This window comes from Serratia sp. X10, assembly GCF_017811775.1.
Classification (GTDB): domain Bacteria; phylum Pseudomonadota; class Gammaproteobacteria; order Enterobacterales; family Enterobacteriaceae; genus Serratia; species Serratia ureilytica.
The window spans coordinates 230,512-244,604 of sequence record NZ_JAEIOH010000001.1 but is presented as its reverse complement, the minus strand read 5'-3'; the positions used below and the strand labels follow the sequence as shown (position 1 = coordinate 244,604).

The window sequence follows — 14,093 nt, the reverse complement described above, 5'->3', positions numbered from 1 at the left end:
GGTTTTTCCTACGGGTGGTATGCGCGCGTGAATGTAACAGTGAGGGTAAAGTTTCTGCCCTGTGCGTTAGAAAATGTGGGCGTTACCGTATAACGCCCGGCAGTGTAGAGCCCCAATTTAAAAAGCGGGTTCCGCCATTGAAATGCACGATATCCGCTATGCTCTTGTAAAAAATTGACGATCTGGTTGATGAAGTGCCACGGCCCAGAAAACGTTAATGGCCAGCTCTCGTTCTCGCTGTTGATGCCATCGCCGCTTACCTGCCTGTACCCATCGCCAAATCGAACCTCTCTGATGACTGGCTCAAACTCCCCTTCAGCACCGTAGCGTGAGCGGTAATTGAACGTTTTTAGTTGTGCCATTATCCACCCCTCCCTCCGCGAATAGCCCTCGTTAATACCCCGTTCTGCCGAAGATCCTTATCCCTCAGCTCACGATATTTTTGCGAAACATAATTGCCTATATCAGCCCCAAACGATTCCAGGCCCGGCGCCGTTTGCTGCTGTGATGCCTGCCCGTTACCATCCAGGTAGATATTCACCTGTGGCGCCGTACCCGTCGCACCCACCGAGGCAGTGTTATACGCACTAACGCCCAAACGGCCATCTGGGCCACGCTTCAATGGCAATATGCCCTCTGCGCCAGCCTCACCCATCACGCCGGCTCCTTTGGCGAAAGCGAAGAACGTTGGCTGATTCACGACCTGCCCGCTATATGCGCTCAATGATGGTGACGAATAAACGCCCCCTTTGGCGTTCGCAAACATCGGAACCTGGCCGGGGTTATTGCCTCCACCACCCATGGCGCCGAACAGGCTCTGCAACCCCTGGCTCATTGCCATTCGCAACGCTATTTTTGCAAGATCAGAGAGGATCGCCGTAGTGAACTCTCTAAACCCGGCTTTTCCTGTCGTTACAAATGACGCCAATGCGTCTTCCATGCCTGAGAATGCAGAAGTGAACAGGGACTTTGTCATGCCGGCGGCATCCGATGCCTGATCCTGATAGTTGCTCCAGGCACTGGAAGCACCGGCCATCCAGTCACTGCGCAATTTGTCCTCAGCGGCATAGTAGTCCTGAGCTGCCTGCAGCTGCCGCTGATAACCCGCATCGTTCAGATCTCCTCCCTGATTTTGCCAGCCCTGTCGAAGCTGAGCGAAAGTGCTCTCCCGCTGCGCAGCTCGATCTCCCAATCCGGCGCTGCGCTGCAGCGCCTGCTGCTTTTCTGCCATTTGGGTGACATACTTTGTCGAGGCATCCTGCAATTTGTTCAGCCGTTCCTGGTGAGCAATTTGATCACCGAGTTCGGCTTTTTGCTCTGCCAGAGCCAGCACCTTGTCCTTGCTGGATAGCAGTGATTTTTCCTGAACAGAGAGCTGACGCTTGCCGGAAGCTTCTTCAAGTACTGCGAATTGCGCCTGCGTCTTCCACAGATCTTTGCGCTGCTGGCTGATCGTGTCATTCAGGCCCGTGTGCTGACGCAGCACCTGCAATTGTGCCTGAAGCGCCAGCAGTTCCGACTCTGCGCTATCCGATGCCTTTTCACCTGCCGGCGTGCGGTATTGTGGCCCCTTTGGTTTTTTCGGATCCTTGAATTGCTCGTTAATGCGCTGGATCTGTTTGTCACGCTCAGCTTCGGACTTGATCAGACCTTTTTCAAAAGCTTCGTTCGTTTGCCGGATCAGCTTCGCACGCTTTTCTTCCTTGGTTTGCAGCGTGGTTGCCAGTGCATCCTGCTGCTGTGCAAGGCGCAACCGATCCTGCTCTTCCGCTTTTTGCTGCTGCGCAATTTTTGCGAGACCTTGTTGAACACCGCGCTGCAGATTCAGGGCGTCAAGCTGGGAGTTGAGAGAAGCAAGCTCCTCACGCCACGCCTGAAGTTTCCCGTTCTTCTGGTTGTAACCTGTCCGTTCCGAATTTTCGATCTGCGCCTGCAGACTGGCAGCACGTGACGCTAATTCAGCTGCAGCATCGCCGGCGGTTTTGTCACGAAAAACACCCGTGATGGCATCCCACATACCGCCGGCCATATCTTTCAGCGTGCGCATGTAGGACTCAACAGAAGAAAGCTCGGTTTTCATTTTTTCGGCGGCGCCATGCATGGCTTGTGCCGCCAAATCAGATGCCAGCTTCACCGCGTCCATGTGCCGCCCTTGTTCTTCAAGGGATCGAATGTTGGCGTACTGTTCAGCGGTCAGGAAATGCAAACTGTCATTCAGCGCCAGAATCCCCTGGCTGGGATCCTTGGCGATAGCAGTGAATTTTCCGGCCAAGATGTCCAAGCCTTCACCACTTTCTTTCGAGAATGCAGCGATCGCCTGGCTTACCTGAGAAAAATTTGTTCCGGCCGGCGCGCCAGCTGCCAATAAGGCTTTCAGAGAGTCGGTGGCCGAGGTGAATGATTGGCCTGCCGCCATCCCCTGCTCAACCAGCCCCTGCAAACCCTGTTTTGTCAGCCCAGACACACCATTGGTTCTGGCTAGTTCTCTGTTGAGATCGGCAATTCGCGTGCTGCTGTCATATGCACCATAGGCAAGTAACCCCAATGCCACTGCGGATCCGCCAAACAGCAACCGTGCCGGGGTAAGTAGCCCTAACATGGCGCGTAGCGCGTTGCCCATACCGCCAAAACTATCTTTGATCTGGCCACCTTGCTGGATGGCCACTAACCATACCGGCGCTCCCGCGGCGAGTGATGTGGTGATATCAGTAATCTGCATCGGCAGCTGACGCATAGCCATGCGATATTGACCTGCGGAGATCGCACCACGTTTCCAGGCGTCCTCCTGTTCACGAATTTTGGCAATCAGCGGCGCCGCCTGCTGCGACACACCTAATTGCGCAGCTTTGTACTCCTGAATCTGAGCGGCCGTTTTTCCCTGCAGGGCAACCTGCTCACGCAATTTTTGCAGATAGCTTTCTTTGGCCTGTTCGGCGGCACGCTCTGCCTGAGCTAATGCTCGCTCTTTGGTAGCAGTTTCCGTAACCAGAGAAAGATAGTCGCCTTGCGTTATATTGCCCGCAGCCCTTGCGGCCCTGATCTGCTCCTGAATAACGCGCAAATCTCTGAGGCTATTTTCCTCGCCCTTAATCGCGTCGATCTGGCGGAAAAATGATGCAGTCAGACGATCCTGAGCATCACCAGTAACCTGGGTTTGCTGCTGCTCTTCTCTCAACCGGGCGCTAAGTTCTGCGATACGCTGGTGCGTTTCATCAACGGCGCGTGACGCCTCAGCCCACTTTCCCTTCATTCCATCAACGGCGATGGACTGGCTGGCCAGCATCTTTGTTGTAGCGCCCGCGCTGTTTTCTGCTATGCCGCCGATCGCTGATGCCTGCCGCTCAGCCAGGCGCCGCATTCGTTCAGTGGACACATCGGCCTTTCGGCTAGACTCAAGCAGTTGACGCTCAACGCGCCCCATCTGCTCCTGAAACGAAACTGTATTTGCATCCAGATTGACGACGAGATCAGCAATCTGCTCAGCCATAGCGAACCCCTCCGAAAATCCCCTCTCCGATCAACATAAGATCATCGTCCGTCTGCTCTATTTCCGGCTCTGGCGGGGTCAGTAAGCTGTAGTCACTGGGATAAATAGGATCATCGCCGGTAGTGTTCAGCGCCACCAGCATGGCCTTGAGTGACGAAAATTGGGTATCAAGCAAGCCATCAGAAAAATGATTTTCCCGATAAAAATCAGCCCACTCACCCAGCTCAGATGCACTGACCTCTGAAAGCATTCGCCTCCAGTCTGGGCGCTTGAATTCGCGCGCCAACCGCATGGCGAACTGGATTTCGGAGGCTAAGGCTTTTCCGGGGTGATTTCCGGAGCGTGATCAGGTTCATCGACCACGGTAGCATCCGCTGCAGGTTCAATTTCCGTTGGGATCATATCGCTCAACGTCAAAATTTTGTGGCTGCAGCCGGCGATCGCGGCGCCAGACCAGTCAACCAAAATATTCTGATGAAGATTTTCAACATCTTGTTTTTTGTCGATATTCCACATAGAGCGTGCAATCAACCAGGCGTTAATTCGCAGGCGCATAGTGGTAAATGCGATATTCTTGTCAGAATCACTGGTGTCATCAGGCATCGCATCAAACTGATCGGCCTCTTTTTTGATAAAAGCCAAATAATCAATGCGTTGCAAACCTGAAAGCTCGCTGATGTCGATCTTCTGATCGGCATATTCGAAAGTGTCTTTTTTCAGCATAAATCCGTCCATAAAAACGCCCCTTCCGGGGCGTAGTTGTAAAATTAAGCGACGGTGATTTTGGCCAGCGCCACAAACAGCCCGTCATTCGTCATGCCAACAATGTCAACGCTGCCCGCTTTTACCCCTTTCACTTTCGCCACGTTGCCGTTAAGCGTCACTGTGGCGGTTGCTGGCGCGGAGGAAGAAACCCGCAGCGTTGCATCCGTGGCGTTCGCAGGTAAAACACTGAAGGTCAGATCGACGGTAGCCCCGACCGCCACATTGGCAGTTGCGGGCGCGACCGTCACGCCGGTTACAGGTACAGATGGAGTAACTTCATCTTCTGCGAGCAGCGGGCGGCCGCTGTTAGTCACCTTGATGGTTCGTGTGATGACTTCTTTGGCAGTCACAGTTTTACCGAGGCTGCTTACCCAGCCCTTGAAAACGTCCACAACACCGTTGGGGTACTTGATTTTGTAGCCACGTACCTCACCCGAATTAAACCATTCAGCCAAACCCTGCTGACCAGTTTCACCCGGTTTCCATGCCAGCGTGAGGTTTGCTTCACCGGCCGACTTCGCCCCTTGCGACGTAGAATTCCAGTCCGAATCTTCGTCATCGAGGTAGTTGTCGTCGTTCGAGTCAGCGGTAATTTCACCGGGCTGCAGTTCTTTAATTTTGGCCAGACGCGTCCAGCCATCATCGCTTAACGGGTTGTCGTAGGGTTCACCACTACCCGTGTATACCCAAAACGTTGTCCCGGCGCCTTTTACCGGCGCCAAAGGATTTGGAGTTGCCATTATCAGGCTCCTTACATGGTATAAGTCAGTTGATAGGAAAGGTCGGCGGCGCCCCAGGTGGCCACTTCATCGTCTCGCTGGTAGTCGTAGCCAACGGGGCTCATGGTTTCAACCAAGGGGGCCAGTTCAGGGATATCGTTCAGAACGGGGTAGATCTTCTCTTCTACCCACTGATCGAGCGCGGCGTCGGGTTGAGTAGCTTTGAGATACACCACGATGTGCAGCATCGCTCGCCAGCTGTCCGTATCCAGTTCACTCCCCGTATAACGCGCGTCATCGAGGAAAACGGCGACTGCCGGCAGATCGTTCTCATCGATAAAGGCCGGGCGGCCGTCAAAATACGTCACGTCATCAGTGATCGTTGAGCGACAGCGCTCGAGCACTGCGTTGCGGATCCCTGTGTGCTTAATCATCCAATTTTCCTCACAAGATAAAGCCGCAGCTGGTTTTTCAGGGCATAGCCCATTTCCTTACCCATATCGGTTTCCAGCAAGCGCCGCGTCTCTTCCTGGTAGGCTTTGGTTAGTGGTGTCACCAGCGGGATTTTGACGACTTCGATCGGATAACGTGACCGACCGACACGTCGCATGACATGCCAGCGGCCATTAGCCAACTGCTGAATAAATGCATGACGAAAGGTAAAACGCCCGATCTTCAGTACGCTTCCCTGTTTGCCAACAAAACCTACCCGGCGAGAAAGCTGTACCCTGGCCGCCCCCAGTTTGATCGCCGGCAGATTACCGCGGTTGATTGAAAGCGTCGCCCGTGGTGGATTTTGCTCAGCACTCGCTCTTCGCAGCCTGGCGCGTTGCCGGATCAGCTTCTGCTGTACCCTCACATCCTCAGCCACCAGCTTGGTACTCCGGCTGATAGCTCGGCCTGCCACGCGGTTTAACGACTGGGCAGTGGCGCGCGGCACCATGGATTTACTGAGGGTGTTCAGATTACGAATGGCCTGCTCGATACCTTTCATCGTCATTCCCCTATTCGATCCAAATGTGAGGCTTACCGTTAAACTGTTGATACCGCGTCACAATGTAGGATTTACCGTCGAACTCCACCGGATCATTACGCCGGGGGCGGTATCCCGCGGTAAATACCACGAGCGAGATGCCATCCCCGCTGACCGCCTGCAGTTCGGGTAAAAAATGCGCCTCAACGACAATATGAGGCGCCCCACTCAACATGACAGGCTTGCCGAACCGGGATTGCGTGACGCGATCCATCCGCGCGGCCATCCTGTCAAACGGGTTAGCCATTGAGTTTTACCGCAACCACAGTGACGTCTTTCGCCGCCGCCTCCCAGGCAAAGCCGGCAGCTACAGCGTCAGTCGCGGCCAACTGCACGACGCCATCCTTGATGAATACCTTTTTGCCGGCCGGGATGACATCCGCCGCCAATTTAGGCAGTTGGAATACCCCGGAAACGAAACCATCACCGGTGCGGCCGGTTGCGATGTCCGTAATCGCTACGGCGACCAGATCACCCACGACAACAGGATCGCCGCTGGCAATATCCGCGGCGGCCGCGGTAATAGCGATGGTGTTACCGTTCTGCACAAAATTCTTAGCCATTTGAAACTCTCCATACGGCCCCAAAGGGGGCCGAATTTCAGGTATAAAAAAAGCCCGTTAGGGCCATAATGATTGCGCGGCTGGCTTATTTGCCGGACGAATACGTCAGGCCGCGGTGATCGATCGGTGCCACGCCAGCGTCAATGCGCACCTTGGTCGCGATACCGTCAGTGTTGAAACCCTCTTGCTGATCGATATATGGCACGTCAACGCCATTGAGATACGCAACCTCGATGGTGTCGCTGCCCTTGGCCGATGCCAGATACCATGCGGCCGGATCCGCGTCGTCAAGGCGCGCCTCGCCAATCACAGAGGCAAAGTTTTGGATTGGGTTGATAATGCCGGCGTTAATATCGGCCCCTTTCACACTGGCCGACTTGATAGTCTGGTTGGCAACCGTCTCCAGCGCCGTCGGCACCAGCAGGAAAGCCGGACGAATATTCAGCGAACGGCCGGTAGTAGGTTCTTTTTGCGTACGCATCAGCTGACGGGCTTTATCCAGGTTTGCCACATCAATGGCGCCGGTGGTCATGTTTTTGTGGTCGGCACTGAAGAGCTTTTTACCGTCCGACATGACTTTGTTGTCCACCAGCACGGCATAGACCAGATCGCCGATCGTTGCTTTCGCCGCCCGGCCCATCTTCATCGGTACATCGGTCAGCTGATTGAGATCGTCGTTGATGATGGCCTGGCGGGTGATAGAGAAGATCTCACCGTAGGTCGCCAGCGCAATTTTTTCGCCACGATCACCGGTGGTGACGTACTTATATTCGGCACCTTCACGCACCTGGCGCAACGATGGGAAACCGCCTAGTCCCACGCGAGTTGCGGTTTTAAAGTCGGAAAGCTGGCCTTTCTTCGTCCACTGTTCAAACGTTTCGTCGGCCTCTTCCCAACCCTGCAAAATCGACTTGTTTGCCACATCCAGCAGAATATTGCCGAAGTCTGACGTGCTGTGGGTCAGCGCCAAACCGACCATTTGAACCGGGTTTAACGTCGAAACGCTGATGCCACGTTCAGTCAGCGACATACGCGCCAACTCACGCAGCGTCATACCGTTATAGGCGTTGCTATTGTCACGATCGTCATAGCCGGCGCGCGCCATCAACATCTGCCGGACACTATCACCAACAATGTTACCGTTACCGATATGCGCGCCGATCGCGGTTTTGTCGGACGGGGTCGTCCCTTTGCCCAGCATTTCCAGCAGCTTGTCTTTTGCCGCAGAGACGGTGCAATCCAGATCAGCGATGCAGCTGGCCTGAAGTTCCTGATGCTTGCCGCCGAACATGGCAAACAGGTTATTGATGTCGGTCACACGGGCCTTTTGCTCTGCCACCACCTGCGCGCGGATCGTAGCTACATCCACGGTATTTTCGGTTACCGTCGGGGCTGGTTGTGGCTTCGGCTGCGGTGCAGGAGTCGTGCTGTTACGCGGCGGGGTGATCAGGTTACGGATATCATTTGGCATTTTTTCAAAATCCTCAATGCGTTTGGAATGAATACAGGCCATGGCCTGCAGAGAGGGGGTGACCTGATCAGCAAAACCTAAAGCGAGGCATTCTTTGCCATCCATCCAGGTTTCATCGTCAAGCATGGCGGCGATTTCATCCGCCGACTTTCCTGTTTTGGCGACATAGGCCGGGATCAACACGTTCTCGACCTTATCCAGCAAGTCTGCGTAATCCCGCATGTCGTTGGCATCGCCGCCGGCGAAGCCCCATGGCTTATGGATCATCATCATGGTGTTTTCCGGCATGATGACGGGATTGCCAACCATTGCGATCACTGACGCCATGGAAGCCGCCAGACCGTCAATATGTACAGTGATCGCGGCGCCATGATTGCGCAGAGCATTAAATATGGCGATGCCGTCAAAAACATCGCCCCCCGGAGAGTTGATATGCAGGTTAATCTGGGTAATGTCGCCCAGCGCCTGCAAATCATTAACAAACTGCCTGGCCGTGATCCCCCAGTAGCCGATCTCGTCATAGATGTAGATATCGGCAGAGCTGTTGGCCTTGGCCTGCATGCGAAACCAAGAGTTATTTCTTCCGGCGTTCGCTTTGGGACGATGACTCGCCCTGTTTCGTTGCTTCGGCACTGGTGCCTCCTTTGTCGTTGGCGGGATCGGTATCAAACACCAGCCCCAGCTTGTTGTTTTCGTCAATTTCAGCTTTGCGCCGGCGTTTCACCTCTGCCGGATTGGCGCCGCGAGAACGGATCCAATCACTTTCAGTGGCAGCGCCGCCTCTCACCTGAACTTTCCAGCCATTAGCCTCTTTCAGCGGGTCAATCCACGGCATCACCGGGCCGCTATACACGGCGTTAAACAGCGATTTTTGATCGAGATCAGCCGGGGTTTTTATCACGCCAGAGGTGATCGCCATCTGCAGCCAGTTTCGGTAATTCGGACGAGATATCGCGGCCACAAACGAATCTTGCAGGATGTTGTAACCCTCGAATGACTCCACCAGCTCTTGCCGTTGGGAGGAATAGGTGCCGTTATAGTCACGTGCGATGCTGGAGTAGCTGCCACGGCTACCGGCAGATACTGCCCGTAACTGTCCATTACGGAAGTTTTCAAGGTTGGGATTAGGACGATCCGACTTGATCATGCCGATTTCTTCACCCGGCTGAAGCCCATCAAAGAGCATGCCAGGGACGATATCCATTTCACGAGCATCATCAGGCGAGTTATCCCCATCGTATGACTGCCCATCGCCTTTTTTTACGTACATGCCAAGCGCAGCGGCAATACGGGCTGCGGTCAATTCAGCATCCTCGTAATCCTTCAGCGCACTGAGTCGGATAAGGATCCCGGAAAGCAAGCTGTTACCCCTGACCTGGTGCAAGCGACGCACAAATTTCAGGTGCAGCATGTTCTCTGCTGCGATCTCTTTGACATTTCCCAGGGCAATGCCCGACGTGATCAGAGATTTGTAAACCTGATATTTTTGGGGCCGGCCCCAATCATTAAGGAAAATCCCCTGACAAAGCCCTGCACCACTGTCATTGCTGTCCAGCGGCACAAAATCAGGCTCCAGGGCTTCCAGCCAAAACGGCACGCCGGCCTGCGGGGTCAACCCGGCCACTTTTCCCTGAACCATCTGACAGAACACCTCGCCGTCCCGCAGCCAGGTGCGTGCCAACAACCGCTCCATTACCGGGCGGGTATATTGCCCAGTGACTTCTGGCGCCACAGACCACTCCGCCCATGCGGCTCGAATCTCCTTGGCTAGATCATCCGCTACCTCACCAGTTCGCAGCAGTGGCTGAGGCTCAACGATGATCCCGCGCGCACCGACAATGCGTTCCTCCATCTTGTCCAGTAAGCCGATCACCAGATCGTGGTTGTTATCCAGCCAGCGCGCCTGCTCTCGCAAAGAGCGGCCACCAAACTGCGTCAACTGATTAGCGTTACGGTTTTCTCTGCGTGCCTTATGGGTTCGAGTCGGCATTACCGCCTCATAGGCAGCAATTTTATAGCGGGCCTGCAACCGACCAGCTTTCCATGCCGGCGAGAGAATGCCGATCACATCATCGATAAAACTCATCGTAACCTCGCCACTTTGTACATCGGCCGCCCGCGGCGCGATGCGATCAGATCGCTTAGCCTGCGCTCCCAGTACGCCCGCCCTTTGCGGATTTCTGACAGGCTTTCCATCGTCATTGATTGGCCGTTAAACGTGATCGACTTCCCCTCCAGAACCGCCTTTTCTGCAGCCAGGTAGCCCTGGATCATGTTTTCGATATCGGCCTGATTCATAGCCACCCTCCTGAAGAATTAATAGGCACCCACGCCGAAGTTTTACTTTCAGCGCCGGCGGGGTCTTTTGGTTCGGTTTCACGTACTGCTTTTGGGCGGGATACTGGTTTTGTTGCTGGTAACGGGGAGGTTGAATATTCAAAGGGTTCTGCCCACGGCGGCGGCTTCTCCCATTTGATCTTCTCGTAACCTCGCAAGATCACCAGCGCCTGTGCGTAAACCATCAAGTCGAATGCTTCGTTGGCGCCGCGGCCTGGCTTCTTCCACTTTCCATCTGGACTACGCTCTTCGTACGTCAGTTCGTCATAAAACCATTCGCCGATCCAGTCGGGGAAATGCACATAGTTAGCCCCCGGCGTACCACGAAGCAGCGCGTTATTAATCCGGTCTTTCAACGCGTTGGTTTGCAGAAGATAAAGCGGCACATCCCCACGTGCTTGCGCGCGCCGGTTTGAACGTTCTGTATTATCGGGGAATGTTTTACTGATCAGCTTGCTGCGTGCCTGGCTGTCACCCTTGAAGAGATAAACTCTCTTCTGCACCCCATCCCGGCGGCATTTGCGCCAGAATTCGTACGCATTACCCGTTACACCGTCCTCACCGCCGGAGTCAACAGCCATGGCCAGCACTGGCATTTTTACGCTGGGGTCTTTATCCAACGGCCAGCATTTATCGAGTACATCCGTACGCAATAAGTCCCAGTCTTCAAGATAGGCAGCCGGATCAACCGGCAGGCTTTCGCCGTTCTTATCAAAGCGCATCGACTGCCTGATGTTGTAACGATCCACCAGCCAGCGCTCGCCATGAGCGCCATATCCCATGACCTGCACGACAAAACGACGATTTTTCCCGCCCTGAACATCCACCGTTGCCACAAGGAAGCGTACCCCTTCGGGAACCGCGCGCTTCGTGACAGGCTCCGCCCGTGCCATCAATGCATCCGATTTTCGCTGTTCGGTTGCTGACTGTGGCAGATAAGGCAAGCCCCAGTCGGTATTGATGATCGCCTTCAGCGTTTCCTCGCTGCCATTGGCTTCAAAGTCTTGCTCAGCCGTCAGCAGTTTATAAACCAGCTGTGCCCAGGTTTGATACGCCGCCGCCGGCCCTTCCATCCAGAATGAGGCGATGCGCGATCGCCGTGGCTCGCCATAACGTTCACCGTTTGCCCTGATTTTCTCCCCATCTTTCAGCCACACACCGCGGCCGTTCAGTTCACGCTTTTGATTTGCGGTTATCCGCCCGGCACAGTGAGGACATTCCATATAGGCTGCCTCGCTGGCCACGACCGGATCGGTATGTTCGCGGAACCCCGTCATGTTCGCTTTAACAGGCTGGAAGAATTCACCACAATGTGGGCATGGCCAATACCAGCGGCGGCGATCGCCACGATTAAACAGCGACAAGATACCGGTTGTCGGCGGCGCTTCATGCAGCGAACTCGGCCGCCATTTACCATTGGTGATCTCTCGACCAGGGGAACTTTCCACCAGAGTCATGCCCGAGGACATAAACGTGGTAGTTCGCTTCGATGCCAGTGAGAAGCCATCCCCTTCTCCATCAATATCATCCGGCCAGCGGTCATAGTCCGTCAGGGCTACAAACCGATAATCCGAGGATGACATGATGTTGACCGATGGCCACCCGATCTTCAGATAGTTGCCTGCACGAAATGTTTTATCGTGGACGTTGTTGTCGTTGGTTCGGGGGCTAAGACGCTGTGCGACTTCCTTGCTGACACGAAACGTCCTGTCGAGGCGCTTTTTGGAGTGCTCACGAGCTTTTTCTTCGGTCATCTGAATGAGCAGAAAATCAGCCGGATCGCAGACGATGGTATAGACGATCCAACCGTCAATAAGTCCTAACGTTTTCCCTGTCCGCGCGGGGCCGACAAAGACCACAGCATCATACTCGCGCGATGCCAGGCAGTTCATCGGCTCAATAATATACGGGGTGAGCGTCGCATCCCATGGAAGTGAAATTCCGGCGCCCATTGGAACCTTCATATATTTAGCAACAGCCTGCGCCACCGGCATGCGCCGCGGCGGTTTTAGTAATGTGGCCACTTCACGACGCAGGGCGCTGGCCGATGCGTAACAGTTAGCTATCATCTCCCCCCTCCACTGTCACAACTTCCGCAGCCAACATTTCCCGCATTTCGTCTATTGCGGCCTGAGCTTCAGCTATCTGATCCGGGCGCCAGCCCCGGTCACGCTCCAGCTTATCTGGCCAGGTATCCAGCACCTGCGAAATGGCCTTAACCAATAACGCCATTTCCCGGTGTGCCTCTGATGCCGGGAGCAGCTGTTTAAGCGACTCCTCAAGCTTGATTCGTTCATTTTCTGACTGGTACCAGTCCTTGCGGTCTTTCGGCCCCATCTTGTTCGGATTCTGAAGATCTTCAATATCGGCGGGCTCGGGCGCGCCAAACAACACTGGCCCCACGTCTTTAAGGGCATAAACGGGGTTGCCTTTCACCGTGCCGGCGATCGGCGTATTAGCCTCAAGCAGCCGCTTTCGCACCGTGCCGCGGTTCAGCCCAAAAGCTTCAGCAATCTTCGCTACGCTCCAGTTGTAGGCGTCCCCCAGATTGCTGATGTTGGACATTGACACCTCACGTTGTCAGGTGAAGTCACGATTTATTTCGTTAACTCAAAGGGTTGCAAGCTGGTCAGATGACAGTGTTTTTCCGATTTTGTCACCTGATTTACGTTTTTATCTCTATATATCAAATGGTTATTACACCTGCTGCTGACAGCATGAAAACTCAAAAACTAGCCGTTTTCCGCGAGGTCGCCGCCCCGTGGCTGGGGTACCCCCTCGGGAGTACCTTTTGCATTTTCCTTGCTCGCAGGCATAAAAAAACCCGCCGGAGCGGGTTCTGTCATTTCTTGCCGTTGGCCTCTGCCATCTGCTGGTATCGCGGGTCGTTTGGCCCTGGGAATTTGTGGCTCTGGCTCCGGTAGTACTGCAGGCGCTCGCGGAATAGCTCGCGTAGGTGTTCAGGCTGTTCCGCCTCCACCTGAGCCGGAACGATCGGCATGTTCATGCGCTCTTTGTACGCCACGCCAGAGGCCGCAAGGTCTACGTTCACCTTGTCCATTTCTTCTTTTGGCAGATTGCCGAGATTGTATGACATGGGTATCCTCCTGTTAGGGGGAGTATACCCTATCACCTGTCCACTAAAACCACATGACGAGGCACTAATGACAGAACAGGAATTGAAGAAGTTTATCTTCTCAGAAACGGTTGCACTTATAGCGGCCTTAGCCTCAAGGCAACCTGGCGGTTACAACTCCGCCATTCACCATTTTGACGAAATTTATGATGAATTAATGAAGAGAGCTAGAGATAAAAACCTCCGCTCTTAGCTTGATTTCATTATCGGTGGCACTCAGTGAATGCCACCTGTAATGCTATTTGTCCAGTTTCTCAAATTCGTCTCTAATTTCGTCAAATTCTACTTCGCGATCTGAAGCATAAGCGTACTCGCCACGCTCACCGTTAATTAGAGCCTTGCGAATCGGCAAATCTGTACGTTGGCCATCGGGATATTCAAGTCTTAGTGAAGGCAAATGCACTCCAACCTGAATTAAATATGGGGCATCACCATTGAAGAAAACGATAACCTTTCTCATGGAAACTCCGTTCAGGATCATATAAGAAAACCAACCTATCATAGCAAAATGGGCTGATCCTTCATGGTTTTTTAGGGGGGTGTCGGCGGTGGAGCTGGACGCTTTACCTTATTCCCTGGTTT

General features: G+C 54.2%; 17 protein-coding genes. 1 reads left to right on the top strand and 16 read right to left on the bottom strand.

Annotated features, from left to right (window positions below; genetic code table 11):
- Window positions 1–8: 8 nt before the first annotated feature.
- The 15 genes from J9788_RS01215 to J9788_RS01145 form a co-directional block, all read right to left on the bottom strand.
- Window positions 9–362, bottom strand: coding sequence for a phage tail protein (locus J9788_RS01215; RefSeq protein WP_182264727.1), 354 nt, complete (start codon window positions 360–362; stop codon window positions 9–11).
- A complete protein-coding gene (locus tag J9788_RS01210; RefSeq protein ID WP_182264728.1) occupies window positions 362–3,487 on the bottom strand; it encodes a phage tail tape measure protein in 3,126 nt (1,041 codons plus the stop codon). Before J9788_RS01210 ends, J9788_RS01215 begins: the two co-directional genes overlap by 1 nt.
- Window positions 3,480–3,779: a phage tail assembly protein T gene (locus J9788_RS01205; RefSeq protein ID WP_182264729.1), complete on the bottom strand. Its 300-nt coding sequence runs from the start codon at window positions 3,777–3,779 to the stop codon at window positions 3,480–3,482. The genes J9788_RS01210 and J9788_RS01205 overlap by 8 nt, the downstream gene beginning before the upstream one ends.
- Window positions 3,780–3,799: 20 nt before the next feature.
- Window positions 3,800–4,222 (bottom strand): phage tail assembly chaperone G, encoded by a 423-nt coding sequence (gene gpG, locus J9788_RS01200; RefSeq protein ID WP_241427804.1) that lies wholly within the window; start codon window positions 4,220–4,222, stop codon window positions 3,800–3,802.
- A 32-nt stretch (window positions 4,223–4,254) separates the two neighbouring features.
- On the bottom strand, window positions 4,255–4,992 hold the full coding sequence (locus tag J9788_RS01195; RefSeq protein ID WP_046898588.1) for a phage tail protein: 738 nt from the start codon (window positions 4,990–4,992) through the stop codon (window positions 4,255–4,257).
- Window positions 4,993–5,003: 11 nt separating this feature from the next.
- A complete protein-coding gene (locus tag J9788_RS01190) occupies window positions 5,004–5,405 on the bottom strand; it encodes a phage minor tail U family protein (protein ID WP_182264730.1) in 402 nt (133 codons plus the stop codon).
- The gene (locus tag J9788_RS01185) at window positions 5,402–5,971 is read right to left on the bottom strand and encodes a phage tail protein (protein ID WP_170913160.1); all 570 of its coding nucleotides are present in this window, start codon (window positions 5,969–5,971) and stop codon (window positions 5,402–5,404) included. Before J9788_RS01185 ends, J9788_RS01190 begins: the two co-directional genes overlap by 4 nt.
- A gap of 4 nt (window positions 5,972–5,975) precedes the next feature.
- Window positions 5,976–6,251, bottom strand: coding sequence for an ATP-binding protein (locus J9788_RS01180; protein ID WP_043138198.1), 276 nt, complete (start codon window positions 6,249–6,251; stop codon window positions 5,976–5,978).
- Window positions 6,244–6,567 (bottom strand): DUF2190 family protein, encoded by a 324-nt coding sequence (locus J9788_RS01175; protein ID WP_033646496.1) that lies wholly within the window; start codon window positions 6,565–6,567, stop codon window positions 6,244–6,246. Before J9788_RS01175 ends, J9788_RS01180 begins: the two co-directional genes overlap by 8 nt.
- An 85-nt stretch (window positions 6,568–6,652) precedes the next feature.
- A complete protein-coding gene (locus J9788_RS01170) occupies window positions 6,653–8,671 on the bottom strand; it encodes a ClpP-like prohead protease/major capsid protein fusion protein (RefSeq protein WP_182264731.1) in 2,019 nt (672 codons plus the stop codon).
- On the bottom strand, window positions 8,613–10,124 hold the full coding sequence (locus J9788_RS01165) for a phage portal protein (protein ID WP_060431793.1): 1,512 nt from the start codon (window positions 10,122–10,124) through the stop codon (window positions 8,613–8,615). Before J9788_RS01165 ends, J9788_RS01170 begins: the two co-directional genes overlap by 59 nt.
- Window positions 10,121–10,336 carry a hypothetical protein gene (locus tag J9788_RS01160; RefSeq protein WP_182264732.1) on the bottom strand — a complete coding sequence of 72 codons (216 nt, stop codon included), beginning with the start codon at window positions 10,334–10,336 and terminating at the stop codon, window positions 10,121–10,123. The genes J9788_RS01165 and J9788_RS01160 overlap by 4 nt, the downstream gene beginning before the upstream one ends.
- The gene (locus J9788_RS01155) at window positions 10,333–12,444 is read right to left on the bottom strand and encodes a phage terminase large subunit family protein (RefSeq protein ID WP_182264733.1); all 2,112 of its coding nucleotides are present in this window, start codon (window positions 12,442–12,444) and stop codon (window positions 10,333–10,335) included. Before J9788_RS01155 ends, J9788_RS01160 begins: the two co-directional genes overlap by 4 nt.
- On the bottom strand, window positions 12,434–12,940 hold the full coding sequence (locus J9788_RS01150; RefSeq protein WP_182264734.1) for a DUF1441 family protein: 507 nt from the start codon (window positions 12,938–12,940) through the stop codon (window positions 12,434–12,436). Before J9788_RS01150 ends, J9788_RS01155 begins: the two co-directional genes overlap by 11 nt.
- Before the next feature lie 277 nt (window positions 12,941–13,217).
- Window positions 13,218–13,472, bottom strand: coding sequence for a DNA polymerase III subunit theta (locus tag J9788_RS01145; RefSeq protein ID WP_182264735.1), 255 nt, complete (start codon window positions 13,470–13,472; stop codon window positions 13,218–13,220).
- A gap of 67 nt (window positions 13,473–13,539) precedes the next feature.
- Here J9788_RS01145 and J9788_RS01140 point away from each other — a divergent pair, with 67 nt between their 5' ends.
- The gene (locus J9788_RS01140; protein WP_182264736.1) at window positions 13,540–13,704 is read left to right on the top strand and encodes a hypothetical protein; all 165 of its coding nucleotides are present in this window, start codon (window positions 13,540–13,542) and stop codon (window positions 13,702–13,704) included.
- 45 nt (window positions 13,705–13,749) lie between these two features.
- Here J9788_RS01140 and J9788_RS01135 read toward each other — a convergent pair whose 3' ends face one another.
- On the bottom strand, window positions 13,750–13,971 hold the full coding sequence (locus J9788_RS01135) for a hypothetical protein (RefSeq protein WP_182264737.1): 222 nt from the start codon (window positions 13,969–13,971) through the stop codon (window positions 13,750–13,752).
- Between the last annotated feature and the right edge of the window lie 122 nt (window positions 13,972–14,093).

Excerpts from the sequence above, each read along its gene's own strand:
- J9788_RS01215 (WP_182264727.1), bottom strand. The coding sequence starts at position 362 with ATGGCACAACTAAAAACGTTCAATTACCGCTCACGCTACGGTGCTGAA.
- J9788_RS01210 (WP_182264728.1), bottom strand. The coding sequence starts at position 3,487 with ATGGCTGAGCAGATTGCTGATCTCGTCGTCAATCTGGATGCAAATACA.
- J9788_RS01205 (WP_182264729.1), bottom strand. The coding sequence starts at position 3,779 with ATGCGGTTGGCGCGCGAATTCAAGCGCCCAGACTGGAGGCGAATGCTT.
- gpG (WP_241427804.1), bottom strand. The coding sequence starts at position 4,222 with ATGGACGGATTTATGCTGAAAAAAGACACTTTCGAATATGCCGATCAG.
- J9788_RS01195 (WP_046898588.1), bottom strand. The coding sequence starts at position 4,992 with ATGGCAACTCCAAATCCTTTGGCGCCGGTAAAAGGCGCCGGGACAACG.
- J9788_RS01190 (WP_182264730.1), bottom strand. The coding sequence starts at position 5,405 with ATGATTAAGCACACAGGGATCCGCAACGCAGTGCTCGAGCGCTGTCGC.
- J9788_RS01185 (WP_170913160.1), bottom strand. The coding sequence starts at position 5,971 with ATGACGATGAAAGGTATCGAGCAGGCCATTCGTAATCTGAACACCCTC.
- J9788_RS01180 (WP_043138198.1), bottom strand. The coding sequence starts at position 6,251 with ATGGCTAACCCGTTTGACAGGATGGCCGCGCGGATGGATCGCGTCACG.
- J9788_RS01175 (WP_033646496.1), bottom strand. The coding sequence starts at position 6,567 with ATGGCTAAGAATTTTGTGCAGAACGGTAACACCATCGCTATTACCGCG.
- J9788_RS01165 (WP_060431793.1), bottom strand. The coding sequence starts at position 10,124 with ATGAGTTTTATCGATGATGTGATCGGCATTCTCTCGCCGGCATGGAAA.
- J9788_RS01160 (WP_182264732.1), bottom strand. The coding sequence starts at position 10,336 with ATGAATCAGGCCGATATCGAAAACATGATCCAGGGCTACCTGGCTGCA.
- J9788_RS01155 (WP_182264733.1), bottom strand. The coding sequence starts at position 12,444 with ATGATAGCTAACTGTTACGCATCGGCCAGCGCCCTGCGTCGTGAAGTG.
- J9788_RS01150 (WP_182264734.1), bottom strand. The coding sequence starts at position 12,940 with ATGTCCAACATCAGCAATCTGGGGGACGCCTACAACTGGAGCGTAGCG.
- J9788_RS01145 (WP_182264735.1), bottom strand. The coding sequence starts at position 13,472 with ATGTCATACAATCTCGGCAATCTGCCAAAAGAAGAAATGGACAAGGTG.
- J9788_RS01140 (WP_182264736.1), top strand. The coding sequence starts at position 13,540 with ATGACAGAACAGGAATTGAAGAAGTTTATCTTCTCAGAAACGGTTGCA.
- J9788_RS01135 (WP_182264737.1), bottom strand. The coding sequence starts at position 13,971 with ATGAGAAAGGTTATCGTTTTCTTCAATGGTGATGCCCCATATTTAATT.